Source organism: Streptomyces sp. NBC_01314 (assembly GCF_041435215.1).
Taxonomy (GTDB): Bacteria; Actinomycetota; Actinomycetes; order Streptomycetales; family Streptomycetaceae; genus Streptomyces.
In genome coordinates, this window is sequence record NZ_CP108394.1 from 1 (window position 1) to 26,521 (window position 26,521).

The 26,521-nt window shown below is 68.4% G+C and carries 19 protein-coding genes and 1 pseudogene; 16 read left to right on the forward strand and 4 right to left on the reverse strand.

Going from position 1 to position 26,521, the window contains the following annotated elements; translation table 11 throughout:
- The 10 genes and pseudogenes from OG622_RS00005 to OG622_RS00050 form a co-directional block, all read left to right on the forward strand.
- On the forward strand, nucleotides 1–358 hold a 358-nt coding region (locus OG622_RS00005; protein WP_371572140.1), incomplete at its 5' end, for a hypothetical protein.
- A 300-nt stretch (nucleotides 359–658) separates the two neighbouring features.
- Nucleotides 659–3,049 carry a Helicase associated domain protein gene (locus OG622_RS00010; protein ID WP_371572141.1) on the forward strand — a complete coding sequence of 797 codons (2,391 nt, stop codon included), beginning with the start codon at nucleotides 659–661 and terminating at the stop codon, nucleotides 3,047–3,049.
- A gap of 57 nt (nucleotides 3,050–3,106) precedes the next feature.
- A complete protein-coding gene (locus tag OG622_RS00015) occupies nucleotides 3,107–5,197 on the forward strand; it encodes a helix-turn-helix domain-containing protein (protein ID WP_371572142.1) in 2,091 nt (696 codons plus the stop codon).
- Nucleotides 5,198–5,201: 4 nt separating this feature from the next.
- A complete protein-coding gene (locus OG622_RS00020; protein ID WP_371572143.1) occupies nucleotides 5,202–5,759 on the forward strand; it encodes an XRE family transcriptional regulator in 558 nt (185 codons plus the stop codon).
- 139 nt (nucleotides 5,760–5,898) lie between these two features.
- The gene (locus OG622_RS00025; protein WP_371572144.1) at nucleotides 5,899–6,369 is read left to right on the forward strand and encodes a helix-turn-helix domain-containing protein; all 471 of its coding nucleotides are present in this window, start codon (nucleotides 5,899–5,901) and stop codon (nucleotides 6,367–6,369) included.
- The gene (locus OG622_RS00030; RefSeq protein ID WP_371572145.1) at nucleotides 6,258–7,040 is read left to right on the forward strand and encodes an IS630 family transposase; all 783 of its coding nucleotides are present in this window, start codon (nucleotides 6,258–6,260) and stop codon (nucleotides 7,038–7,040) included. Before OG622_RS00025 ends, OG622_RS00030 begins: the two co-directional genes overlap by 112 nt.
- Nucleotides 7,041–7,256: 216 nt before the next feature.
- Nucleotides 7,257–8,165, forward strand: coding sequence for a restriction endonuclease (locus OG622_RS00035; RefSeq protein ID WP_371572146.1), 909 nt, complete (start codon nucleotides 7,257–7,259; stop codon nucleotides 8,163–8,165).
- Nucleotides 8,166–8,421: 256 nt separating this feature from the next.
- A pseudogene (locus OG622_RS00040) lies at nucleotides 8,422–8,832 on the forward strand (TniQ family protein); the annotation flags it as partial.
- Between the two features lie 12 nt (nucleotides 8,833–8,844).
- The gene (locus OG622_RS00045; protein WP_371583961.1) at nucleotides 8,845–11,595 is read left to right on the forward strand and encodes a helicase associated domain-containing protein; all 2,751 of its coding nucleotides are present in this window, start codon (nucleotides 8,845–8,847) and stop codon (nucleotides 11,593–11,595) included.
- A 492-nt stretch (nucleotides 11,596–12,087) separates the two neighbouring features.
- Complete coding sequence (locus OG622_RS00050; RefSeq protein WP_371572147.1) at nucleotides 12,088–13,953, forward strand: ATP-dependent endonuclease; 1,866 nt, start codon at nucleotides 12,088–12,090, stop codon at nucleotides 13,951–13,953.
- A 436-nt stretch (nucleotides 13,954–14,389) separates the two neighbouring features.
- On the opposite strand, the gene OG622_RS00055 is transcribed toward OG622_RS00050, so the two are convergent.
- Nucleotides 14,390–15,025, reverse strand: coding sequence for a helix-turn-helix domain-containing protein (locus OG622_RS00055; RefSeq protein WP_371572148.1), 636 nt, complete (start codon nucleotides 15,023–15,025; stop codon nucleotides 14,390–14,392).
- Nucleotides 15,026–15,165: 140 nt separating this feature from the next.
- On the opposite strand from OG622_RS00055, the gene OG622_RS00060 reads away from it, so the two are divergent.
- Entirely contained in the window at nucleotides 15,166–16,152 is a 987-nt protein-coding gene (locus OG622_RS00060; RefSeq protein ID WP_371572149.1) for an alpha/beta fold hydrolase, read from the forward strand.
- 474 nt (nucleotides 16,153–16,626) lie between these two features.
- Here OG622_RS00060 and OG622_RS00065 read toward each other — a convergent pair whose 3' ends face one another.
- Entirely contained in the window at nucleotides 16,627–18,051 is a 1,425-nt protein-coding gene (locus OG622_RS00065; RefSeq protein WP_371572150.1) for a hypothetical protein, read from the reverse strand.
- Nucleotides 18,045–18,653 (reverse strand): hypothetical protein, encoded by a 609-nt coding sequence (locus tag OG622_RS00070; RefSeq protein WP_371572151.1) that lies wholly within the window; start codon nucleotides 18,651–18,653, stop codon nucleotides 18,045–18,047. The genes OG622_RS00065 and OG622_RS00070 overlap by 7 nt, the downstream gene beginning before the upstream one ends.
- 188 nt (nucleotides 18,654–18,841) lie before the next feature.
- Here OG622_RS00070 and OG622_RS00075 point away from each other — a divergent pair, with 188 nt between their 5' ends.
- The 5 genes from OG622_RS00075 (at nucleotide 18,842) to OG622_RS00095 (ending at nucleotide 25,047) form a co-directional block, all read left to right on the forward strand.
- Nucleotides 18,842–20,248, forward strand: a complete 1,407-nt coding sequence (locus OG622_RS00075) for a DNA-binding protein (protein ID WP_371572152.1) — start codon at nucleotides 18,842–18,844, stop codon at nucleotides 20,246–20,248.
- A gap of 174 nt (nucleotides 20,249–20,422) precedes the next feature.
- Nucleotides 20,423–21,199, forward strand: coding sequence for a TnsA-like heteromeric transposase endonuclease subunit (locus OG622_RS00080; RefSeq protein ID WP_371583962.1), 777 nt, complete (start codon nucleotides 20,423–20,425; stop codon nucleotides 21,197–21,199).
- A complete protein-coding gene (locus OG622_RS00085; protein ID WP_371572153.1) occupies nucleotides 21,196–23,313 on the forward strand; it encodes a Mu transposase C-terminal domain-containing protein in 2,118 nt (705 codons plus the stop codon). The genes OG622_RS00080 and OG622_RS00085 overlap by 4 nt, the downstream gene beginning before the upstream one ends.
- Nucleotides 23,314–23,426: 113 nt before the next feature.
- Complete coding sequence (locus OG622_RS00090) at nucleotides 23,427–24,410, forward strand: TniB family NTP-binding protein (protein WP_371583963.1); 984 nt, start codon at nucleotides 23,427–23,429, stop codon at nucleotides 24,408–24,410.
- 7 nt (nucleotides 24,411–24,417) lie between these two features.
- Nucleotides 24,418–25,047 (forward strand): hypothetical protein, encoded by a 630-nt coding sequence (locus OG622_RS00095; RefSeq protein WP_371572154.1) that lies wholly within the window; start codon nucleotides 24,418–24,420, stop codon nucleotides 25,045–25,047.
- A 103-nt stretch (nucleotides 25,048–25,150) separates the two neighbouring features.
- Here the strand turns inward: OG622_RS00095 and OG622_RS00100 are convergent, their stop codons facing one another.
- Nucleotides 25,151–26,422 carry an IS256 family transposase gene (locus tag OG622_RS00100; protein WP_371583964.1) on the reverse strand — a complete coding sequence of 424 codons (1,272 nt, stop codon included), beginning with the start codon at nucleotides 26,420–26,422 and terminating at the stop codon, nucleotides 25,151–25,153.
- Nucleotides 26,423–26,521: the final 99 nt, after the last annotated feature.

Genomic DNA, 26,521 nt, shown 5'->3' on the forward strand with positions numbered 1-26,521 from the left:
AAACGCGAAAGCGTTTCACTTATGCCTAAAAACACCAAGACTCGCTGTGCTCTTACAGCAACACCTGCATCCGGAGGGGACGAACGGTGTGCTTACCGGCGGATATGCAGCGCTGGCGCGCTGCATAGTGCACGAATTGCGCAAGCGCAATTCGAATTCCCGCGCAAGCGCGGGAATGGAATTCCGTAAACGGAATTCTGGAACGGAATGCAATTCGCGCAAGCGCGAATTGGGGCACCCGCGCAAGCGCGGTCGCCTGGGCTGGCAGCAAGGGGAGGTGCATCGCGTGTGGGACTGTGTAGGGTCTGGGATTCCCAGCTACCACCTCTGCAACGCATGTGACGGATCGTCGGCCTGACGAAGTGCCAGCCCCACCGTAGTGACGGGCTCCACTGCGCTCCACCCGAACCCCTCCCCCGTTCTCAACTGTCCGTACGCAACCCCACCGAACCTCGCGAGCATACACCCCGATCGATCACTGGAAGGCGGGAATCGGCCACGTGTCACCCTAGAGTGCGGAAGTTGACGCAAGAGTGATGCATCATACTCGTGCACTGTGTAGAGTCTGGGAACAGACAGCATCGCCCCTGGGCCATTCGCCGCTCCGGGAATCTCCAATCTGATACGCGCTTCATTCCGCGAAAAGGAGAACACGGGAATGGCCGTGAAACTACGTGACCACCAGATCGAGGCCGTTGCCGCCATTGTGCGCGGTCTCGATATCCCGCCGGGCGGGATTCCTGGGAATGGCCTGCGCGGACAGGTACACGCGGCGTGCGGAACGGGAAAGACCATCATCGCGGCTGCGGCGGCAAAGCGGCTCGCGCCCAAGGGCCGCATTCTCGTTCTGGTGCCGACGCTGGATTTGCTGTCCCAGACGGTTCAGACGTGGAATGCCGCCGGGCACACGGGCCCGGCGGTCGCGGTGTGTTCTCTTCAGGACGATCCGGAATTGTGGAATCTCAAGGTCCGGAGCACAACGAATCCGGTACAGCTCGCCCTGTGGCATGGGCAGGGGCCGGTCACCGTCTTCGCGACGTATGCCAGCCTCGGTGTCCTTTCCGAGGCGTTCGAGGGCGCCTACGGGCAGCGGTTGTCTCCCATGGACCTGACGGTGGTTGATGAGGCCCACAGGACAAGTGGCTCGATGGGTAAGGCCTGGGCCACGGTGCACGACCAGCGAGTCATTCCGTCGGCGCGCCGGCTGTACCTGACGGCGACGCCGCGGATCTGGGAAGAGCGGCTGAACCGCGAGGTCGCTGAGGGGGTGCGCGACCGGCTGCCGCGGGAGATGGCGGCCTCCATGGACGACGAGACCGTCTTCGGGCCCGTCCTCTACAAACTCTCGCTCGCGTCGGCGGTGTCGCGCGGGCTGCTGGCCCGGTACCAGATCATCGTCCTGGAGCTCCAGGACCCGGTCGTCACCCCGGAGCGGCTGATGGGTGAGGAGCGGCGCAGTGAGGAGGTGCGGGGTCAGCGGCTCGGGGCCTTGCAGGCGGCGCTGTTGCACACCATGGCGCAGCACGACCTGTCGACGTGCATCACCTTCCACCACCGCACCATCGAGGCACAGGCGTACGCGGAGGGCCTGGAGCGGGTTGCGGCCAAGCTGCACGCCGACCAGCCTGAGCGGTACCCGGCTCAGATCTGGGCCGACTGGCTCTGCGGCGAGCACGTACCCGAGCGCCGGCGCGGAGTCCTGGGAAAATTCGGCACCACGGCACTGCGTGCCATTCTCTCGAATTGCCGCGTATTGGGTGAGGGCGTTGATATTCGCGCCGTGGATTCCGTGGCTCTCCTGGATCCCAAGGGCGCGCCGCATGACATTGTCCAGGCTATCGGGCGCGCTTTGCGTCAGAAGCCGGGACAGGGCAAGCTCGCCTCTCTGATCGTGCCGGTATTCCTCCAGCCGGAAGAGACACCTGAGGATATGTTCACCTCCGGGTCGTATCGCCCGTTGGTGAAGGTATTGGAAGGTCTACGCGCTCACGACGAAGAGGCAATCGAATTGCTGGCGATCCCCCAGGAGCCGCAGAAGGACGTCGCGCAACCGTCCCAGCACATCGGTACGCCGCCCGAGGAAGGCGAGGACGAATCCCGCCTGCTGCTCCGTTTCGCCGCTCCGCGCGACCCGGTGATGGTCGCGGACTGGGTTTCCTTCAACGTCATCGACACCGAACGTCAGGACTGGGCCCGCGGCTGGGCGAAGCTGAAGACGTACGTCGAGCGGGTCGGGAACGCGAGGGTGCCCTACGGACACCGCGAGGGCGCGACACCTCTTGGACAGTGGGTGGCGGAGCAGCGACGGGCGTACGGGGCCGGGGAGATGAACGGGCAGCGCGCGCAGCGCCTGGAGCGGCTCGGCATGGTGTGGTCGATGGCCGATGAGAGGTTCCAGGAGAACCTGGAAGCCGCGAAGGCGTACTACGACCAACACTGGACACTCTGCGCCCCCCGCACGGCGGCCATGCTGGATAGACCATTGGGGATGTGGCTCGCGAATTTGCGGCGTCCTGGTGCGCTGGACGACCACCCCGACTGGAAGACAGCACTCGAAGCCGTCGACGAAGACTGGAACCCCGAGTGGCCGGCCGAATGGCAACGCCACTACGCGGCCGTGCGCGAACTCGTACGCGACGAACAGGGCCAGGCCGATGTCCTGCCCGGCGTCACGGTCCACGGCATGGACATCGGACGATGGGCCGCGAAACAGCGCCAACCGGCGGTGTGGGCTTCGCTGATGGACGGGCAGCGCGAGCGCCTGGAGCAACTTGGTGTCGTACCGCTCCCACCAGAGCAGGAAACGCCCGCCAAGGCCCCCCAGGGCGCCTCTGGAGCCTTCGAACGGGGTATTGCAGCCCTGGCGCAGTACAAGGCGCGGGAGGGCTCCGTGACCGTCCCCAGAGGCCACACAGAGCAGTTGGAGGACGGGACAGAAGTCCGACTCGGAGTGTTCCTCAGCAACAGCAAAAGCCGTCGCGCGAAGCTCACCTTCGACAAACTCGCCGCGCTCGCCGCGCTGGGGTTGGAGTGGGCACGGGAAGGTTAAGGAGTGGGATAAGTTTTTGGTTAAGCAGTATCGGGTCCTGATGTGAAGGTGCAGGGAATGGCATCTGAGGAAGAGCTGTTCGCGTCCGTCGACGCGCTGTTGAACGAGGAGCCGCATCTCCCGCCTCCGGCGGAGCGTGCCCGGCTCCGTGAGGCCGCCGGCATCACCCAGGCCCGCCTCGCCACCACGTTGAAGACGACGACCCAGTCGGTGAAGAACTGGGAGAACGGCCGCTCGGAGCCAAAGTCGCCGCGCCTGGATGCCTACCAGCGGCTGCTGAACGGGTGGGCCGCGAAGTACCCGGCCCACGGAGCTCCCGCTGTCACGCCCGCCGCGGCTCCCGCGCTCAACCCGGAACCGGTTGCGGAGACGTTCACCGGCCCGGCCGTGCCCGAGGCGCCCGCCGTAGTGGAGGTGCCCGTCGTCCAGGCTGAGTCGGCGACGTCGCGCCGTCCGGCGAAGAAGCGTTCCGCGCCCGTAGCCGACTCGCGGTTCCCGCATGGTCCGCTCGCGGTGCTGGACGGTGACGGTTCCGCGTACGGCGTCGACGGGATCGTGCTCGACTGCCCGGCGACCACGGTGGTGGAGCTGGTGGAGTGGACGCTGCGCGAGTCCGGCCTCGGTGCCGCGAAGCTCAACCGGTACGGCAAGGACAGCGATCCGCTGATCGTGCTCACCGCCGCGGCCGCCGTAAAGCTGGGGCTGTCGGAGCGCCTGGAGGGCCACGAGCAGCGCCGCTCCCTGCGCCTGCCCGACGACCACCCGGTGGTCAAGCAGGTCGCGAAGGCGAAATGGCAGTTGACGCAGCGCGGGTTCGGCCCGTGGGCAAGGGTCTACCGCAAGGCGCAGGGACGTGAGCGGCAGTGCGTGCAGCTCGCCATCCTGTCGTGGGACGCCCTCGATCCCCGGTCGTGGCCCGGCGTCTGTGAGATGGAGCCGGCCGACATCGCCCGCGTCCTCGGAATCTACGCCCAGCGGGTCATCACCCCGCGCGGCTCCACGGCCGTCTCGGGCCTGGAGCTGATGACCGCGCTGCGCCCGCCGACGAAGGCCGTGCAGGACCCTCAGACCGGGAACTGGGTGTCCGGCCACAACGCGGGCTCCCTGGGCACCGAGCCGATGGACCCCGCGCCACCGGAGGCCACCCCGGAACACCCCGTCGTCGTGAACAGCGGCTGGACCGGCGGCTTCCTCAACGAAGAGGCGTACCAGTGGGTGCGGTCGGTGGAGACGCTCAGCGATGAGGAGTGCACGCTGCCGTACGCGGTCGGCCTGGACCTCAACACGGCGTTCCTCGCCGCCGCGGCCCGCCTGGTCGTCGGTCTCTCCGCGCCGGACCACTTCCATGCCCCGAAGTTCAACCCGAAGATCCCCGGGAGCTGGCTGGCGGACCTGTCCCACATCGAGCTGGACCCGCGCCTGCCCTCGCCGTTCACTCCGGACGGCAGCCGACCGACCGGCCCGGCCTGGTACCAGACGCACACCCTTGCCTACGCCCAGGAGCTCGGCTACGACGTGCACCCGATCGAGGCGTACCTGCGCCGCGAGACCGGCGCCTACCTGGACCCGTGGCACGACCGCCTCAAGACCGCCTACGTCGACACCCTCGCCGACCTCGGCGTCACGAAGGACCTGGACGACCGGGCCTTCCTCGCCGCGATGGAGCAGCACAAGCAGATCGACCCGGCCCTGACCGCCGTCCTCGGTGCCATCAAGGCCACCGTGAAGGGCGGCGTCGGCAAGCTCCGCGAGCGCCCCCAGGGCAAGTCCTACAAGGACGGCGACCCGTGGCCGGCCATGCAGCGCCCGACCTGGCGCCCCGACATCCGCGCCGCCGTCATCAGCAAGGCCCGCGTCAACATGCACCGCAAGCTCAACAACATGGCTCGGATGACGGGCCTGTACCCGCTCGCCGTGCTGTCCGACTGCGTCGTCTACCCCTCCCCGGGGGACAGCCCGCTGGACTTCCTGCCGTACGCGACGTCCGGGAAGCCACAGCCCGGCGGGTTCCGCCTCGGACCGACGCCGGGCCTGGCGAAGCTGGAGGGCGTCCAGACGATGCTGTGGGCGGTCGACCTCATGGAGAAGGGCCTCAACCCGGCCCGCCACATCAAGGGCGGCGACGCCGTCCTCGACGAAGGAGAGTAAGGCCGTGGGGGAGATCGACGACGCGATCGAGCGGGCCGACCGGGAGTCCTTCACCCGCGAGCCGCCGAAGACGCTGAAAGGTCAGATCGGGTTCCTGCTCAAGCAGTTGGGCAGTGCGAAGGCCGTCGCGCAGGAGCTCGGGGTCACCGCCGACTCCGTCAACCGCTACCGGCGCGGCGCCCGCAAGCACGCCCGCGCCGACGTCGCCGCGAAACTCGACGACGCGGTACGGCAGCGGTGGCAGCCACAGGTGCGCAAGCGCCGGCAGAAACATGCCGCGGCCTCCGGCGGCATCACGGTGGAGACGAGGGCCCGCTTCGGGTACACCGCACCCGTCGGCACGACCGACGACGGACGCTTCCGCCGCCTGACCGTGCACCTCCCCCCGGCCTACGCGCAGCGCCTGTTCGACGCCCGTGACACAGGGGCCAGCGACCAGCAGATGCGGGGGATCATCGCCGAAGGATTTAAGGACGTCTATTTCCAGGACGGCGGAGGGCGCGCCGCAGGACTCTCCGACGTCACCCTCAACGACATCGACTACCTCGACCTCGACTACTGACCTGGCGCCGGCCGCGGCCCGGCACCTGCTTGTTGTGACTGAGCACCCTAGTAGCGTGTCGCTGCTTAGTTATGGCATGTCTGGTTGGGAGGCTGGTGTCAGGTGGGTTCCCTCCCTTTTGCCAGACAGGACTGTCGTCGTGGGTTCACAGAAGAAGCGGCCGGTCAGGCTGAGCGCGCAGGATCGTGAGGAGTTGGTCCGGGTGACCACGACGGGTGTTCGCGGGGCCTCGATGATCATGCGTGCGCGGGTGCTGCTTGCACTGGATGTCTCGGTGGGTGACGTGGATTCCAAGGAGGCGATCGCGGCCCGGCTCGGCGTCTCCGGTGAGACGTTACGGCTGGTTGCCAAGCGTTTCGCCGAGACCGGTGGCGATGTGCACGCCACGATCGCGCGGAAGAGGCGTGACCTCCCGCCGGTGCCCTCGCCGGTGACCGGCGAGGTCGAAGCCCGGCTGATCGCGATGGCGTGCTCGCAGCCACCCCAGGGCTATACCCGGTGGTCGCTGCGTCTGCTGGAGAAGCACGTCGCGCTGACCGAGGACATCCCCGATCTGGACCACTCCACCATCGGGCGGGTCTTAAAAAAACGGAACTGCGTCCTCACCTGAGAAAGTGCTGGACCATCCCACCACGGACGAACGCGGAGTTCGCGGCCCGGATGGAAGACGTGCTGGCTGTCTATGCCCGGCCCTACGACCCGGCATGTCCGGTGGTGTGCATGGACGAGAAGCCCTACCAGCTCCTCGCCGATACCCGCGACCCGCTGCCGGCCCGCCCTGGTCACGACGCCTGCCAGGACAGCGAGTACATCCGCTGCGGCACGTGCTCGATCTTCGTGTGGGTCGAACCCCTGCGCGGGTGGCGTGCTGTTCAGGCGCTGTCCCGGCGGACCCGGATCGACTGGGCCGGCCAGGTCAAGCAGCTGCTGAGCGTGGACTACCCCGACGCCGAGACCGTGGTGCTCGTGATGGACAACCTCAACACCCACGGCATCGCCTCGCTGTACGAGGCATTCGAACCACAAGAGGCATTCGCCCTGGCCCAACGCCTCGAGATCCACCACACGCCCAAGCACGGGTCATGGCTCAACATCGCCGAGATCGAACTCTCCGCGCTGACCCGGCAATGCCTCGACCGCAGGATCAGCGACCTCGACATCCTCAACACCGAACTCTCGGCCTGGCAGAACGCCACCAACACCGGCCAACGTCAGGTGAACTGGCAGTTCACCACCCACGACGCACGCATCAAACTGCGCCATCTATATCCCAAAAATTAGCCGCGACAGTCTACTAGTTGGCGGGTGAGCGGTTTGCTTGGCGGGTTGTGCGCTGGCGGTCGACGGTGCTGAGACGTGACGCGCTAGTGGGAACCTGGTCACGAGAGTTGGAACCAGTGAGGCTGGCGCCGACTAGGCTCACCCCCATGTCCGAGCCAGCCCCTGACCCTCGCCTGAATCCTTGTCAACTGGCTCCGGTCGGGGGTCGTCAGAACTGTGGAGGTCGGCGAGGCCGACCTCCAGCGCGGTCGGGTGCAACTGGGCGCGCCGCTGGCGAAGCAGCCAGAATCTAGTGCCACTTACACCTACTGGAGTGTTCAATTGGGCCGGACACCAGAATGGCAGGAATACCAACAGGAAGTCTCCTCCTTCTTGTCCGAGCTCGGATTCGATACGCGCGTCGATGAAACCATTGAAGGTGCACGAGGTCGGCATGACATCGACGTCGTGGCCCGCCTGAGTATTGCCGGGGTGGATATTCTCTGGCTGGTCGAGTGCAAGGCATGGCAGCGACGGATTCCGAAGGAGAGAATCCTCACGCTCCAGGGAATAGTCGATGACATCGGAGCCGATCGCGGGCTTGTTTTTTCCGAGAGCGGATTCCAAGCCGGAGCAATCCGCGCTACCCAGAATACAAATATCACCTTGACTAGCCTGGAAGACTTCAGGCTGAACTTTCAAGATGAGGTCTCAGCGACGAAAGCAAAGGTTCTCGACGAGCGGATTGCGCGCCTCATGAAGGCTTACGAGGCGGTCTGGGATCTAGCGGATCAGGAGCGGCAGGCGGCATTTTCTCGATATTCCGGGCCTCCCGGGTTTGATTTTCTCGAAGGCGGCCCCCATGCCATGACTGGAGTGACGTCCCACCTCAGCATGATGCGGCAATCGCTCGAAAATGCACGATTCGGCCGATGGCCAGTAGCTTATTTTCCACTGGACCTCATTGATGGTGAGAGCTTTGATGTCACCGACTGGGAGGGTCTGCTATTCGTCGCTGAACAGTCCATAGTTACCTGCGATCGCATTTATGGCCACATGATGACTCCAGGGGTTAGCCCGGTTGCTTGGAAGACCCTGCAGCCGCCAGAGCTGACTAGCTTGCTCAGTGCCCTTCGCGGCCAGTAAGGCGATCGTGTTCGTCGTCATTTTCGGCTAAACCTGGCGCCAGCGCTCTGGATCGCCAGGACACCGCCTGGTGGACAGGTTCCAACGACCGCGTCACGGCTGAGGAACCCGAAGGACACCGCCCGGGCCTCGCTCGTGCCGCCAACGCTTACCCGCCAACTAGAGCGCTCAGTCACACTTGTTGAGTCGAAGCACGATAGTTGTCACAAGAGACGGGCGGGTGGGGACGCTGTTGCTGGCTGCGGGTGCCTTTCGGGTGGCTCCCCTGCAGGGTGAGATGACGCTGTCGTTCCTGGGGCGGATCGCGGACAGGTACGGCCTGACGGTGCGGAGTCTGCTGTCGTCGGTTACCGAAGTGGCTGGCCAGCAGGGCGTCGTCCGGGCTCTGCAGGGCGACAGCGAGGTGTTCTTGAACGCTGCGGCCCGGGACCGGGTCGCGGCGCTGTGTCGTGTGCCGCAGGTGGGCTTACGCCATGCGTTGCCGGCCTGGACGCGGGAGGAGCCGCTGGGCCCCTCGAAGGAGCGGCCGGCGGTGCGGCTCTACAACGGGGTGGAGACGGTTGCTGCCTGGGGTCCGGCGTGCCCGGGCTGTGTGGCTGCGCGGACCGGTCGCGTTGCACCAGCCCGGGTGTACCTGGCGGCGCACCAGCGAGTCTGCCCACGCCACCGGTGCTGGCTGATGAACGTGCCTGGCAGCGGGGGCCGTGTCGTGGGGTTGGCCGGATGCCCGGAGGTGGTCCAGGCGCAGGCGGATCACCGCAGGCTGCTGCGCCGCTCCCCCGTCGCTGGTTCGGCGTTCGAGGTTGCGGAAGCGGTCACAGCCTGGTGGTGGGCGCAGGAGTGGCCCGAGGAACGTCTGTGGCCGATGCGGCTGGATGCGGCCATGCCCGCGGGCGAGGATCCGCAGCGGTGGCGGATCCTGGCGCGGGATCTGGTCACCTACCCAGAGACCGTCGCCCTCGCCACGCTTCTGGCAAGCCGGGCCTGGCGGCTCCGTGTCGCTGCTGACGGTGGTGGTCACCTCCCTTACCGGTTGGCTGATGTGCCCTGCGTGCCCGGCGAGCTGGGCCATCGCTTGCGGCGTTCGTGGCTCACCGAGCGTCTGGCCGGCTGTACCCACGGAGCGCTGTTTGCCTGGACGTACCAGTGCATCCGTACCGAGGGCGGCAGTGGAGACGACGAACAGCGGCTGTGGCAGGTCCCCTTGGCGCTCCGGCCCCGGCCTCTCGCCGACGTTCTCGCGGGCTACCAGCGTCGGCAGACCGCGGGCACAGAGGGGCTGCCGGCTCAGAAACGGCTGCGGGGTCACAGCGTGCACGCCGAGGGCGCCTTCGCCGCCGGCCTGGCCCACGCGCGCACCTACGCCGCCCAGCACGGCCACCTCGCCACCCAACGCGACACCCGAGTCGGTTCCTTCGCCCTGGGGAAATGGGTGCACAACCAGCAGGCCCACGCCTTGGTCCTGCCTGAAGAAAAGGCCGCCGCCCTCAAGGAGGTGGATCCGTGGTGGAACATCCCCTGGTCGGTGAAGTGGCAGCGCTCCTACTACCGCGCCCGCGACCACGTCAGACGCCACGGCCCCCTCAACGCCGCCGACGGCTTCCCCGACACCCACATGCTGACCGGGGAATGGCTGTACCTGCAGTGCACCGACTACAGCTCACTCCACCCCGAACAACGCCGTCTGCTGGCCGACATAGGCCTCACGGCCCAGGCCGCCGGTAGCGCACGCCCGCGCCGAACGAGCCGGACAGCAGGCATCGATAAGGCTGTTGACTGTGCGCGCGCCTTCGCCGCCGAACACGGATGCCTGGCCCTGGCCACCAAGAACATCTCGTACCAAGGGTTTTTGCTCGGGAAGTGGCTCACTGCCCAGCGTTGCCTCACCCGCCGCCAGGACGAACCCGGCGCGCACCTCCAGGTACTCGACGCGATCGACGTGTGGTGGAACCCGCCGTGGCCCTTGGCGTGGCAGCGAACCTGGCACCTGATCCGCGCTCATGCCCGAGACCGGCGCCAAGGGGCCGCAGAAGGGAGCTGGCCGGACGGCAGTGACGGCTGGGCCACATGGCTGTCCGTACAGTGCACCGGCTACAAGCAGTTGCATCCGCTGCAGCAGCGCCTGCTGGCGGAGATCGGCATCACCGCCGAGACCGCCGCCGCTTGCCCCCACGAGATCATCGCCCAGCTCTGCGGTACGGGCCCCGGGCTGGCCCACGCGCGCACGTACGCCGCCGCACACGGCCACCTCGCCACGCCCCTGAAAGCTTGTCCTGAGGGGTTTCCGCTGGGCCGGTGGCTGAGCGAACAGCGCCACCAGGCGCGGGAGCACCATCGCAGTACAGGCGGGACATGGCCGGTCAGCACGCTCCTCGCAGCGCTCGACCCCTGGTGGAACCCGACCTGGTCCTTGGAGTGGCAACGCAATTGGACTCGCGTACGCGAGCGGTCAGAGTCCGCAGCCGGCGGCGGTGGTAGCGGCATTGCGGACCTTGAGAAGGAGCTGGCCGACTGGCTGAGGCGTCAGTGCACCGGCTACGGCACACTCCACCCCGAACAGCACCGCCTGCTGACCAAGATCGGTATCACCGCCGAGACAGCCCGAGCCGCCCAACCACCGGCTCCCCGCGTTGGGCCCGGTCTGCTGGACACTGTGCTCGCACAAGCCCGCGCCTACGCCGCCGGATACGGCCATATCGCCGCACCCGTCAGCACCGTCCTCGACGGGTTCCCGCTGGGGAAGTGGCTGGCCTGGCAACGACGACGCGCCGGTCAGGGCCGCCTCTCCCCCACCCGGGCCGAAGCCCTGACCCTGATCGATCCGTGGTGGAATCCGCCCTGGCCCCTGCAATGGCAGCAGGCCTACCACCGCCTCCGCACGGAAGCCACGGGTGCCGACGGCGTACCGGCCACGAACCTCTCACGAGGCCTTTGCCGCTGGATCCGTGTCCAGCAGGAGTCCTGGGAGCATCTCCACCCCGGCCAGCAGGACCTCCTGACCGTCCTCGGCATCACACCCGATGCTGTCGTAGGCGAACGACCCGCCCCGGCCACACGCTCCTACCCCGCCAGCCCCGGAATCGACCACGCACGCGCCTACGCCGCCCGACACGGCCACCTCACCCCGGACAAGCACACCCGACAAGACGGCTTCCCCCTCGGCAGATGGCTGGGCCAGCAACGCCGCAAAGCCCGCGCCGGCGTCCTCTCCACCGCCACCATTGAGGCGCTCACCGCCCTGGACCCGTGGTGGAACCCACCCTGGCCCTACACCTGGCACCGCACCTGGCAGCAATACCGCGCCACGACCAGCGGAAACGAACCCGCCCCCGACACACTCCAACACTGGGCCAACACCCAACGCGCTCAATGGAGCACCCTCCACCCCGACCAACAACACCTCCTCACCCACACCGGCATCGCTGGATGAGATCATGGTGTCCAACAAGCCGGTCAGCGACCATGCATGACCATCCATCAATTCGCATTGTGAACTGCATCACTGCGGATGATCCGCAGGGGCACCGGCTCGGTGGTGACGTGGCGGCGCGCGCAGACACACATTTTTCGGCGCGGCGTGCCACGCCATCATCGTGTTCCTGAAAGGCCGCCTGAGGATGGACTGCTCAACTCCCCCAGGGGCTTCTGGGCGGCGAAGTTTCGCCTCGGTTCCCGGGCCGCATCGCTACCAAAGACATCAGACCAGCCCTCCCATCGCCGCCACAGACGCTCCCGTCGTCCGGTATAGGATCTTCGGCCGCTCTCGTACGCTGCCGCGCCCTCTGCAACGTTGGGATCCCAGCTCTCTCATGTCTCATCAGACGCTAGAGTTTTCCCACCTCGTCCCAAAGTGGTGTGTTTCAACGGCGCGTTGACGGCTGCTGGCCACCCGCGTGTCCATGCCGTACAGCAAGGGAGCATTGTGCGACTCGTCGAACTCAGCGTCACCAATTTCCGCTCGCTGGGCGACGTCCAGGGCATCCCAATCCACAAGCAGACCATTCTGACGGGGCACAACGACTGCGGGAAGACAGCAGCTCTGGACGCCATCGCTTTCCTGCTCGGCGAGCGCCCTCTTGCAGACAGTGACATCTCTCAGTTTGCCGAGAGTGAACCCGCGCGCGCTGCCCTGCCATCGGACGATGACGCCGCGGAGCCGATCGCGGTGACGGTGGAAGGCCGGTTCGACCTGTCCGACGCCGAGAAGAAGGCCCTGGGTCTCGCCTCTTCCATCCAGGTGCGCCGTCGGCACGTGGAAGGCGAAGGCGTCTCACTTGAGTGGCTGGCGCAGGTGCCGCAGAACCCCGCGCTACGGAACATCTCCTCTCTGAAGGTGCCTGAGCTCCGCAGCCTTGCCTCCGATGTAGGCGTCAAGTTGCGTGAGGGCCAGCCGAACGTCAAAGCGAGCTGGACCGAGGTTCTCGAGGAGCATGTGGCCTCAGCCCCGACGGTTGCCGGTTGGGCGCAGGCGCCCGAGCACGTCGTCAGCTCCCTGCCGCAGCTCCTGTATTTCCGGGGCGATGCCGCGGAGACTCCCGACACCGTGGTCCGCAGCATCCTGACGGCGAAGTTACGCGAGTACACCCTGCGTGAGGAGACCCGGCAGAAGATCACCGATCTGGAGACCGATTTCTCCGGCCTGCTCAAGGACGATGCCGCCCGTCTGCAGAAATTGGTCGAGGAACGATGCTCCCTCGACTCTTTCTCCCTGGAGCCGACCGTACAGTTCCGGCCGACCGTCAGTGGCGTCTCGATGACCGCTGCGGCACCCGGCCAACGAGCCGTGTCACTGGCTGCGGCCGGGGCCGGCCGGTCCCGCCGGATTTCGCTGGCCCTGTGGGAGGCCAGCCAGCAGCTCCTCTCGGAAGCAGCGGAGGGCGGCGTCACAGGCGGTGTGATCATCGCCTATGACGAGCCCGACACGCACCTCGACTATGAGCACCAGCGTCGCATCATGGACATGATCAAGGTGTCGGCGTCCGCCGCGCAGTCCACCGTGATCGTTGCCACCCATTCCCTGAACCTGATCGACGGTGTCGACATCCAGGACATCGTGCATCTCAACAGCAGGGTCGGACGAGCCTACGTACAATCGCTCGGCGCAGAGGACAGCGACGAGGACACCCGGCGCTTCCTGTCGAACATGGCGGTTTCCCTGGGCTTCCGCAACAGTGTCCTCCTGCACGAACGGTGTTTCGTCGGCGTGGAGGGCCCCACCGAGTACGCGGCACTGCCGGCACTGTTCAAGTTGGCGTTCGGCTACCCGATCCAGTCCGCGGGCATCGCGCTGTGGGACTGCGGCGGCAACGACGGCGCCCTCAACTTCGCCAAATTCCTCAAAAAGCACAAGCGCACCGTCATGTTCCTGGTCGACGGCGACTCGATCCGCGACAAGGAAAAGGAGTTCAGCCTCAATCGTCTGGAGAAGTACGGTTTCACTGAGAAGGACTGCCTCTTCCTCGGAGACCCGAACGAGCTGGAGGACGTCTTCAGCGACGATCAGTGGGCCGACACCATGAACGCCGAATGGCCTCGCACGGACGAGCAGCAGTGGATGTCCAAGGACGTCGCAGACCTGCGCCGGACCGGCAAGTTCAGCAAGTCGCTTCACACCCTGCTGTACCAGCACTCCGAGCAGGCTCCGCGTAAAAAGGAGAGCATGGTCGTCGAGCTGGCACAGCGACTGCGGCAGCCCTCAGATGTTCCGCCAGCCCTGGTGAAGTCGTTCAATGACGCGATCAAGGTGGCCAGCGAGGCCGGGCTGCGTCACTGGTCCGAGGACGAATGAGCCAGCCGCGCTGAACGGCGGGCTTTCATCCTGCTCAGACGCTGCTCACGGGTGGGCGCCTCCCACGAGTGCACTCCCGCAGAAGCCACCCACCGTCGGCCGTGTCTGCTCTTTTCCTCACCACACCACCGGCACCCGGACGGCGCGGGTGGATCTGCATGCCGAACACGCACGGCCATGGCACACACCTCAACACTCTCCACTCGGTCCGTCACTGGCGTACTCAAAGAATCCCACGGAGCACTGACAATCGGCAGAGCGAGAGCAGAGCCCCGGCAAACTGATACCGCCCGGAAATCACCAGGCCCCCGCGCGACGCAGCCAGACCATATGCCGCTGAGCCGAAGCTCAGTAGTTGTCACCGGTAGAGCCGGATGACGTGGCGAATGAGGCCGACCGAAGCAGCGTGGTTGTCACCGAGGAGGCACGCGGCTTGTCACAACTGCTCACTCAGCAGCCTTTCTGTCACCAGTCCCGCGACCCCTGGAGGGGTGCGCAGCCGTAGACGTTCTCCTTGAGGCCCGAACATGATCAGATACTCGACCGGTCCGGTGGATCTGGCGTTTGCGACTCCGTGGGGGGTGCGGGTGTCGAACTCGACGACGTCCCCGGCAGTCAGGACGAGGTCTTGGTTGCCGAGTGCGAGCCACAGCCGCCCGTACAGGACGCACAACCACTCGTAGCCCTCGTGGGAGACCTGCCGCGGCCGTGCGGGCGGACCCTCGACAGCGGGCAGGACGTGCTTGTGGGCGTGCAGGCCGCCGACGTACCGGGTCAACGGCAGCACCGCCTTGTCATCCCCGAAGTTCAGCGGCGCCCGCCCCCGCAGCTCGGCCGCGGGGGCGGGCGCGGTGCCGGCCAGTTCGTCCAGGGAGACGCCGTACTCCTTCGACAGTTGCAGCAGTACCTCCAGGGTGGGTTTGCGCCGGCCGGTCTCGATCCGGGACAGCGTGCTGGTCGAGATGCCGGTCGCGTAGCTGACACCGGCGAGCGTCGCGCCGTGGTGCTCGCGCGCGGCCCGCAACCGGGGCCCCATCGCGGCCAGCGTGCCGTCCAAGTCGTCGACTGCCACCTTCCCGCTCCTTCTTGCCGTGCCGCTCCACCCCTCTGTCCTGCAAGTTTGCCAAATGGGCAAGGCTGATCGCGTCGGGCGGGTGCCACGTCGCATGATCGATGGGTAGCCGCGTCCGCCCGCGAACCGAGGAGGAGCGCATGCAGCCCGAGCCGACCGCCGAGCTCCGCCACCGCACCGTCGAGGCCCCGGCCGGGCGCCTGCACCTGGTCGAGCAGGGCACCGGCCCGTTGATCCTGCTCGTGCACGGCTTCCCCGAGTCCTGGTACTCCTGGCGCCGCCAACTCCCTGCCCTCGCCGCGGCCGGGTACCGGGCAGTGGCGATCGACGTGCGCGGCTACGGCCGCTCCTCCAAGCCCGCCGCGATCGACGCCTACCGAATGCTCGACCTGGTGGAGGACAACGTCGCCGTCGTGCGCGCCCTCGGCGAGGAGAGCGCGGTGATCGTCGGCCACGACTGGGGCTCCAACATCTCCGCCACCTCCGCCCTGCTCCACCCCGGAGTCTTCCGCGCGGTCGGCTTGCTGAGCGTCCCCTACGCGCCGCCCGGCGGCCCCCGCCCCACCGACATCTTCGGCCAGATCGGCGGCCCCGAGCAGGAGTTCTACGTCTCCTACTTCCAGGAGCCCGGCCGCGCCGAGACGGAGATCGAGCCCGACGTCCGGGGCTGGCTCGCAGGCTTCTACGCGGCCCTGTCCGCCGACACCATGCCCGCCCAGGGCGAGCCCGACCCCCACTTCGTCACCCTGGGCTGTCAGCTGCGCGACCGTTTCCCCGTCGGCCCGCTCCCGGCATGGTTGAGCGAGGAGGACCTCGACGTCTACGCCGGGGAGTTCGAGCGCACCGGTCTGACCGGCGCCCTCAACCGCTACCGCAACATGGACCGCGACTGGGAACACCTCGCCCCGCACCGCGGAGCCCCGATCAAGCAGCCGTCCCTGTTCATCGGCGGCGCCCTGGACGCCTCCACCACCTGGATGTCCGACGCCATCGACGCCTACCCCACCACCCTCCCCCGCCTGTCGGCCTCCCACCTCCTGGAAGGCTGCGGCCACTGGATCCAGCAGGAACGCCCCGACGAGGTCAACAACCTGCTGACCGACTGGCTCGCCACGCTTCAGAGCTGAACCAGACGGGCTACCTGGGCAGCCTGGCGGTGCTTTTCGGGTGGGCCGCGCCGAGGTAGCACATGCCGGTCTGCTCGGTGATGCCGAACAGTCGCACCGCACGTACTCCACTACGCCGGTGACAACAAGCGTGCCTATGTGACAACTACGGTGCGTCGGCTCAGCCGCAGGCCGACCACCGCTCAGGTGCCCTGCGAGATCAGAACGACACGTCGATGTAGTCGATGTCGGTGAACTCGACCCCAAGCTGTTCGGCACGGTGCCCGCGGTACTTGAAGCACGCATCACCCTGCTGCGCGTCGAACAGGCGCCGGGCAACTCGGCCGACAGGCGGACAGCGATGCCGGGCGGGCGTCCGTCGTCAGTGGTGCCGACGGACGGGACGCAGCCGAAGCGAGCGCGGGTCCGGTGCGTTGCCTGCCGTCACCGGGTTCTGTCAGAGCCCGCAGCCCTGTCGGAGACCTCGCGTAGGTCCTATACATCGTCAAAGCTGGGCTGACTCCATGGCTGGTCGGGAGGCGGGCCTTGGGCGCCGAGGAGCTGCGTGATCTTCTCCGCTTCGTCGCTCGAGAGATCGGAGAGCAGGCGCGTCGTTGTGCCGAGGAGGGCATCCAGCGACACCTGGGTACGTGCGCCGCGGGCGCTGGCGATTCCGGTGCCGAATAGGCACTGGAGAGTCTCGCCGGAGGGGATGCGGGCATCGGCTTCGATGACTCCCTCGGCCTGTCCCAGTGCGTCGCTGATGCCGTCGAGTTGGGCGTCGTGGGAGATGTCGTCGCCGGGGCCGCCGTATCCGACGTGGCGGTCCGTGACGACCATGCGAAGAGAGGTCAACGGGATGCTGAAGCGGTCTGCCCTGTTCCTCACCTCGTCGAGGCGGGGCAGGTCGTGCTCCTGCCCGGGCGGGAGCTGGCGCCGGGACTGGGCAACGAGCACATGGAAACGCGGGGTCTGCAGGATCAGCTGGCCGGCCTTCACCGCCCAGCGCCACGGGCTGATGTCCGCGTCTGCCGCGCCGGGCACGATCATGCAGACACGGCTGGTCCAGAGCTGGATCGCCTCACGCATCAGGTGCTGAAGGTTGCCGGTGCCGGCGGCCGGGGTGCGCAGCAGGATAGGGAGACTGATCATGCGGACGACCCGGTTCCAGAACGCGGCGTCGGTGATGTCCTCGGATTCCAGCAGGTACATCAGGGCCGTCTCGTCGAGATGGCCGACGCCTCGCTGCGGCGCGGGGAAGCTGGCGAGCGTGGATCCGCCGCCCTGCCAGAGCGCAGCGAGGAAGGCTGACATCCGGTCGGCGACGTCGGTGGTCATCCGCGCGGTGAGAGCGTCGACGGCGTCGCGGGTGGGAACGCGTTCTCCCGCACGGGCGGCCTCAGCTCCCTGAACGACCGTGTCCAGGAACTCCTCGGTCGCCGCTTTGTCGAGGGTGCCGCGGCCGCCTTCAAGAACGGAGCGGGACACGAGACGGGGAATACCGGGAGAGTCGTCGGCCGGCTGGAGTGCGCCGAGCGCGGAAGCGTCGAGGAGCAGCGCGGTGCTGCTGCCGGGCAGCGGGGGAAGATCTCCCTGCTGCCGTGCGGTGGGCAGTTGACCGAGAGCCAGAAGCACCGGCCGGTCCGCACGGGGAAGGCGCTGCAGGTCGTCCTCCAGTTCGCGCTGGTCGGATGTGGTGCGCAGGTAGATGAACCGGCGCGGTGTGCGGGGTCTGCCGGGCCATTCGAGGACCATGTCGGGGACATGGGTGTGGTTGAAGAACTCGGTCTTGGTGACGGTGGCGCCGGGGTCCATGCGGCGCAGGTGCCGGGCGACGATGTCTTTGAGCCGGGTGAACATCATCCGGTCGTCGGGCTCGTCCATGGCCTGGGAGATCGACTGTTCGACGATGTTCACCACGAGCCCTCTCTGCGGGTGAGTTCGGCGGCGACGATGGCTGCCCAGTCCTTGAGCGGCAGGAGAGTTTCCTGCTTGTCCGAGAGCACGATCAGCCACAGGCGTGCTGCGACCGACTGGGCGAGGTCAACGTCCAGGAGTTTTCGGGCTTCCTCGGGGTCGCTGGTGCCGAAAACGCGACTGCTGTGCTGAAGGACCGCGGTCTCCACCTGGCCGGGTGAGTTGAGGGTGGACCAGGAGTTCGCGCGGAAGGGGGCCCAGGTGATCCACATGAAGTGGTCGCTGAGGTGGTGCTGGGCCTGGGCAGCCACGTAGCACTTGGCGAGGAACTCGTCGAACTGGGTTCCCTGGTCGCTGGGTTGCGCGTAGTTCTTGACCTCCGCGCAGAACATGTCGTTCTGGTAGGGGTCACCGCGCATGGCGCCCCCCAGATCGAAGGAGAACGTCCGGCCTCCGTACGGCCAGGACAGAGTCAGCCGGCGACCGCAGGACTCCGAGTCCGTGTTCGCGTACGCGCCGAAGATGCGCATCGTGCCCTCGAGCCACTGCTTGGCTCTGCGGGCCCCCGAGAAGCCCTTCACCTGAGCATCTTCGCCAACCACCACAGGCGTAGCTTAGTGCGATCGGATCATCACGATGCGCTCGAACGGGCCAATCCCCCGCCCCACCGACACCTGCCGGCTCCAGGAAAGGGACACCCGCGGCCTGGGGAAGCAAGCAGACAACGGGCCCAGGACCGGCCGGCTCCTGCGAAAACGCCCGCCCGGGTCGGCGAACACGAGACCGTGGTGGAGTGACCCAACATCCCGGCCTCCTGCGGACAGCTCCCCTGCAGGGGGAGACGACCTCGTCGCTGATCTGCCGCATCGCAGGCCGCTACGGGATGGAAGCGAAGGTGTTGCGGTCGTGCTGGCAGTGGCGCAACTATCCGCCGGGGCAAGATGGCGGGGGTGCGCGGGCCGACGCCGAGGTGCTGCTGAACGCGCCCGGACGGCAGCTCCTGGCAGGCCTGTGCGGCGTCGGAGAAGACGTGCTGGCGCGGGCGTTGCCGTCCTGGGGACAGGAGGACGGCAAGCTGTCGGCCGGAAAGGACGGGGTGCCGGCGGCGGCGTGGCGGACCGGGGGTGCGGTCGCCGGGCCGGTGGCGTTCGGCTGCCGCCTGTGCGCGGCCCGGCGCACGGGGACGGCCGTGCGGGTGGTGCGGTACGCGCCTCGCTGGGAGCGGGTGTGTGTCCGGCACAGGCGGTGGCTCCTGGACGCGGACGCCGACCAGCCTCTTGAGTATCTGGACGTGCGAGGTGTGCCGGAGGTGGCCGCGGCGCAGCGGCGGTGGACGGGTGTGGCGCGGCGGGCGGCACGGGCCGGAGTCGAGCCGGCGAGGGTGTTCGCTCTGGCTTATGCGGTGGTGGCCCGGTGGTGGGAGCAGGCTCTGCACTGGGAGCGCGAAGTCATCTGGCCGCGGCGGCTGCACCAGGTCGCGGGCGGCAACGCCGGGACAGAGCTGGAGCGGTGGCGGATCGTGGGACGGGACGCGGCCGTCTTCCCCGAGGTGGTGGCCGTCGCCGACGCGCTGCTGGACCCGGCCATGGCCGAGCTGGCGTGGACCGACAGCGGGGCCGGGCAGCCGCGGCCGCTGCCCGCCGACGGGGCGTTCTGCCACCGGCTGGGCGAGCGGGTCGGGCGGGGGTGGCTGGGGCCGCTGGCTGCCACCGACTACGGCGGCCCGCTGACCTCGTGGATGGGCGCCGTCATCCGCATCCGCCGCGGCGCGGGGGGCCCGCCCGGCTACGGCAACGATCCGTGGTGGCTGCGGCAGGAGCACTCGCCCGCCACCATGGCCGGACAGTTGCGCGTCCTGTCGAAGGAACGCAGCGCGCCCGGTTCAGGCACCACGTGGCGCTCTACGGTGCCGGCCGAGCAGCGGGCGCTGATCACCAGCCTGGTCAACGACGCAGAAGAGCAGCTGACCCAGCTGCGCGGCGCCCAGTACGGCAAGACCGCCGACGCCGCGCAGCAGTTGCTGGGCAACCTCGGCCATGCCGCCACGCTGATCGAGCAGGCCGTACAGGAGACGGCAGCAGCAGCCCTCGCGGCCGGGATGGCACTGGATGATCTGGCGCGCTGGGCCCGCCTACCGGCCGATGTCCTGGCCGAGGCACTCCCGGCCCACCGCAAACGGGGGGCCGGGAAGGAACGGTGAGCAAGCGCCAGGAGACGAGGCGTGTACGGACCGTCATCCGCAGGGCAATACCTCATCGCCCTGCACTCGTGATCAAAATCCGTGAAGCCGCCCGCCGCACAGGCAGGACGGGCTTGACTGGGGCGCGTGGGCAGCAAGGACGCAGCGGCCGCATCGGGCGGCCGCTCACAGCACATGCAGACGGATACCGGATCCGAGTGGGAGGCAGTCTTCGTCGACCCCCTCGGGCAGGTGGTCCAGCAACGGTGGGCCGACGCGGTTCTCGCGGTGGCCTTCGAGGAGCTGGAGCCGGTGTCGGCGTTCCCGGTGGTGCCGGGGCGGCGGTGGGGGCCCGGTCAGTGGTGGTCGGCCTCGACCGGCCGGCATGTGGCGTGCGGGTCGGCCGCGATGCGGGCGCAGTTGATGGTGCTGGACCGCGATCCCGAGGTGGTCGGTCTGGCCGGGCGGCCGGTCCGTCTGCTGTGGCGGGACGCGCGGGGCCAGGTCCGTTCGTGGGTGCCGCAGCTCTTCGCCCGTCACCGCGACGGCACGGCCCTGCTGGCCGACTGCCCCAGCCACCCGGAGGCCGGCGGCGAGCGGGCGCAGCGGGCTGCGACGGTCCTTGAGGCGGCGTGCGCGCAGGCCAGCTGGAGCTACCGGCGCCTTGAGCCGCTGGAGAAGACGCTTTCGGCGAATCTGAAATGGCTGGCCGGCTACCGCCATCCCCGCAACGCCGGCCGTCCCCGTCTCGCGGCCGCCGTACGTGAGGTGTTCGCACAGCCGCGGCCGCTGATCGAGGGCGCCGAAGCGGTGGGCGACCCGATCGAAGTCCTGCCCGCCGTCTTCCACGCCCTGTGGCACGGACACCTCAGCACGCCCCTGGACGTACCGCTGAACGAGCGGGTCCTCGTCAGCACCGGCGCCGACAGTGCGAACGGCCGCGGTGGGCCGGGCAGCGGGGATGAACGGTGAGCGTGCAACGTGGCGGCCGGCCGGTGCTGCAGGTCGGAGCGCACATCCGCTTCCGTGACCGCACCTGGCAGGTCATCGCTGTGGCGGGGCAGCAGGTCCACCTCGCCAGTGAGACAGGCAAAGACGAGACGGTCGTGGCCGGGCATCTGTTCGCCGACCCGTCCTTCGCCATCGTGGGCGCCGAGATGCCCCAGGCCGTGACGCAGTGGGGTCTGTTCGAAACCGCGCCCGAGGACGCGCGGCGCAAGGCGCTGGCCTGGCAGCGGCACATCCGCGAGGTGGAGTCCGGCCTGCCCGGCGGGACGGACAGCGACGGGGTGCCCCGGGCCGAGTACGACCCCGACCGGCTCACGCTCGCGCAGCGCGAGGAGGCCAAGGCGGCGGAGCTGACCGCGATCGGCTTCGGCCCTGTCTCCCGGACCACGGTGCAGCGCATGCGCCTGGCCTACCGCAAGCAGGGACTGTGGGGGCTGGTCGACCACCGCACCACCCGCCGCCCCAGCCCGACCGGGCGCACCGACGAACGCGTCATCGCTGCCATCGAGGAAGCGCTGCGCCGCCAGCGCGGCCGTTCCAAGGGCACCGTCAAGGGCCTGATGCCCCTGGTCACGCAGATCCTTACCGACCGGCACGGCCGCGGCACAGTGCCCGCCCCCTCCCAGGCCACCTTCTACCGGCTCATCCACCAGCTCGCCAATCCCGCCGAACACCCCCACCGCCCCGCCCGCACTCTCCCCTCCCCCACCGGCGGACGGGCGTTCACCCCGACCGTGGCGCTGCGGCCGGGCGAGCAGGTGCAGGTCGACACCACCCGGCTGGACGTCCTGGCCGTCTTCGACGACGGCACCACCGGCCGGCCCGAACTCACCATCGCCGTCGACGTCGCCACCCGCGCCATCCTCGCCGCCGTCCTGCGACCCGCCGGCACCAAGGCCGTCGACGCCGCCCTGCTGCTCGCCGAGATGACCGTCCCCCACCCGGCCCGCCCCTCCTGGCCCGACGCCCTGCGCCTCGCCCACACCCAACTCCCCCAGCTACAGCGGCTGATGGGTCTGGACGAACGCCTTCAGGGCGCAGCCGCCCGGCCGGTCGTGGTGCCCGAGACGATCGTCGTGGACCGGGGCAAGGTCTACCTGTCAACGGCGTTCAGCGCCGCCTGCGAGACCCTCGGCATCAGCGTCCAGCCCACCCCGCCCCACGCCCCCGCCGCCAAAGGCATCGTCGAGCGCACCTTCGGCACCATCAACGCCCTGCTGTGCCAGCACCTGCCCGGCTACACCGGCTCCAACGTCACCCGCCGCGGACCGGACGCCGAAACCGAGGCCTGCTTCAGCGTCGCCCAGCTCCAGGACCTGCTGGACGAATGGCTGATCCACTACCACCACCGCCCCCACGAAGGCCTGCGCCACCCCACCCTGCCGAAGAAGGCGCTGACACCGAACCAGATGTGGGCCGCGCTCATCGCCGTGGCCGGCTATGTGCCCCTCCCCCTGAGCGGCAACGACTACCTCGAACTGCTGCCGGTGCGCTGGCAGGCCATCACCGAACGCGGCATCCGTATCGACCACCGCACCTACGACCACGATGTCCTCGCCCCCTACCGCGGCCAGCCCTCCCCCGTCACAGCGCGCGGCGGCAAATGGGAGATCCACACCAACCCCCACGACGCCCGCCAGGTATGGATCCGCCTGCCCGACGGACACCTGACAGAGATCCCGTGGATCCACCGCGACCACATCCACCAGCCGTTCAACAGCGCCACCTGGCAACACATCAAAACCATCACCGCACGCCACAGCGACCGCGACACCCACGAAGCCGACCTCGCCGACGCCCTCGACCAGCTCATGCGCCGCGCCCACACCCGCACCGCCACCCCCGCCGAGCAACGCCTCCTCACCCGCACCGCACCGCTGAAAACACCCCCGCCCACGGCCGGCACCCTCCCTCCCCACACCCCGGACCCGCAGGCCGACGGCTCGGACGACGACAGCCTCGACGACCTCGACGACCTGCCCGACGACGCAGAGCAGACCGACGGCGACAACAACCCCGCCGTCCCGTACACCGGACTCGGCCTCTACGACCCCGCCCAGGAAGCCCTCAACTGGTGACCACCCGCCCACACACCACCACCAGCCACTCCCCCCGCCCGGCAGGCCAGCCTGCCCGCACACGCGCCGACGCCCCGAGGCCGGACGCCCACGAAGCCGAACCGGAGTGGCCGATCACCACCTGGCAGGGCTGGCAGCACTTCGCCACCACGCCGCCCCCCACCCCGCCCCAGCCCGGCGACGCCCCTCGCAGCACGGAAGAACGCCTCGCCTACCACTCCGCGTTCGTCACCGTCCGCACCCCCGCCATCGACACCCTCGCCACCCAGGTCCGCACCCTGATGCTGCTCGGCCGCCACCAGCAGACCACCGCCCGGCCCTCACTGATCGTCACCGGCCCCGCTGCGGCCGGGAAAACGACCGCCCTCCTCGAAGTCGGACGCACCTGCCACCTCGCGCACACCCGCAAACACCCCGCCCCGCCCGGACGCACCCACCAGCAGATACCGGTCGCGTACCTGCTGGTGCCGCCCGGCGCCACCGCCAAGACCCTCGCCACCGAATTCGCCCGCTACCTCGGCATCCCCGTCACCACCCGCATGACCCAGACCCAGATCACCGAGGCCGTCTGCCACACCTACACCGCCGTCGGCATCCGCCTGGTCCTCATCGACGAGATCCACCGCCTCAACCCGCGCACGACCACCGGCGCCGAAGCCGCCGACCTGCTGAAAGACCTCACCGAACGCATCAGAGCGACCTTCGTCTACACCGGCATCGATGTCGCCTCGACCCCGCTGTTCGCCGGAGTGCGCGGCGCCCAGCTCGCCGGCCGCGCCAGTCTCATCACCTGCGGCCCCCTCCCCGCCCGCCACGGCCAGACCCGTCCCTTCACCGACCTCATCACCGACATGGAGAACGCCCTCGACCTGACCCAGCACACACCCGGCACACTCCCCCGCCACGCCTCCTACCTCCACCAACGCACCGCCGGCCGCATCGGCAGCCTCGCCCGCCTCATCCGCCAAGCCGCCATCACCGCCATCTGCGACGGCACCGAACACATCACCAAGAAAGCCCTCGAAGCCATCCAGCTCGACCACCTCGCCGAAGAACACAGACGCCCCCGCACCCGCCGACCAGCGACAACGGCATGATGCGGACGTGAAGAAGACGAGGGGTACACCGGCCCAGGAGGAGTTCGCTGCTGTCTGCGGCCAGGTATGGGACGTCCTGATCCCCGCCCGCGCCGGCTACTTGGCCAACGTCTCACCGCACTACGACGAGGTCTTCCACGACGTCGCACAGCGAACCGAGCACACGGGCAGCCTCGGCAAGACGGACATCGCAGCCCTGGTGGTCTGGAAACGGCTCTCCGCACAGACCCGGTGGGTGACAGAACTGATGTCCCTGCCCGACACCCACGTACGAGCCGTCACCGAGCGGGCCGTCACCGCCGTCCGCGACACCGCCCTCACCCGCGGCGAGGCCGCCCGCGCAGGGCGCGGCATCATCTGGGAACTGCCCGGCTTCCGCACCGGCGACGCCCTCGCCTCAGCCATCCTCACCGCAGCAGCACCACAGCGGATGGCCGTCTACGACCGCCGCGTCCAACACGCCCTCGACACCCTCGGCCTCACCCTCACCCCCACACCGGGACGCTACGGCCGCTACCTCCAACTCCTCGACGACCTCCTCCACCACGGCAAAGCACCCTCCGACGGCTGGACCTCACGCGACATCGACACCGCCCTCTACTGGACCGGCAGACCCGCTCCGGTGCCAAGCCGCTGACCAGCGCAACTCGCACCGGTCTTTCAGAAGTCGCAAGGGGTCTATCAGGAATTAGGTGTGATTCGTCTGTTTGGCCTACGAGTTGGTGGGTGGGCTGTTCGGCCTACACTCGTCCGGCGGTAAGGCGGCCGTCGAAGAGGACGTCGAACTCGTTGAGGGCGGACTTCCAGCGGTTGTTCCAGCGCTGGCGGCCGCGGCCGGTGGGGTCGAGGGCGAGGGTGGCGAGGTAGAGGCGTTTGAGGGCGGCCTGCTCGTTGGGGAAGTGCCCGCAGGCCTGGGCCGCGCGCCGGTAGCGGGCGTTGAGGGACTCGATGGCGTTGGTGGTGTAGACGACCTGGCGGATGGCGTCGGGCAGGCCGAGGAAGGGTACGAACTCGCTCCAGGCCCGCTGCCAGGTGCCGGCGATCGAGGGGTAGCGCTTGCCCCACGTGGCGTCGAAGTCCGCGAGCCGTTGCCGGGCCTCTTCCTCGTTGACGGCGGTGTAGACGGGCTTGAGGTCGCGGGCGACCTCGGCCCAGTCGCGGCGCGATGCGTAGCGCAGGCTGGCGCGGATGAGGTGGACCACGCAGGTCTGCACGACGGTCTGGGGCCAGACGGTGTTCACCGCGTCGGGCAGGGCGCTCAGCCCGTCGCAGACCAGCATGAGCACGTCGCGGACGCCTCTGTTCTTGATCTCGGTCAGGACGGTCTGCCAGTACTTGGCGCCCTCGCCGCCGTTGCCGGCCCACAGTCCGAGGATCTCGCGGTAGCCGTCCGCGGTGACCGCGACGGCCACGTAGACCGGCCGGTTGGCGACGTGACCGTCCCTGATCTTGACGTGCACGGCGTCGATGAAGACGACAGGGTAGACCGGATCGAGCGGGCGGGTGCGCCATTCCGCCATCGATTCCAGGGCCTTGTCGGTGATCGTGGAGATGGTCTCCTTCGTGGTCGTCATCCCGTACGTCTGGGCGAGGTGGGAGACGATCTCGCCGGAGGTCAGGCCCTTCGCGGTCAGTGAGAGCACCAGGTCGTCCAGCGCGCCGGTGCGGCGGGCGTGCACGGGCAGCAGCCGGGGCCGGAAGGTGCCCAGCCTGTCTCTGGGGACCTGCACCGTCACGGCGCCGACCTCCGTCATGACCTTCTTGGCCCGGTAGCCGTTGCGCATGTTGCCGCCCGAGCGGGACCCGCGCCCGCCGACCCGGCCGGCCTCGGCGGCGAGGTGCTCGTCCATCTCGGCCTCCAGGGCGGCCTGCATCAGATGCTGGGCCAGTTCGGGCAGCAGCCCGCCCTCGCCCATCAGCCGCAGCCCTTCGCCGCCATGGACCTTCTCGGCCGCGAGCGCGGCCAGCTCCTCCAGCAATTCGCTGGACAGACCGTTCTCAGACACCGGCATCGACTTCACGTCGGCACCCTGGACACTGCCGTCGGCCACGGCAAGCGACACGCGGTCTACGGCCTCAATCAGGTGACCTGTCGTCGCATTCATCAGATG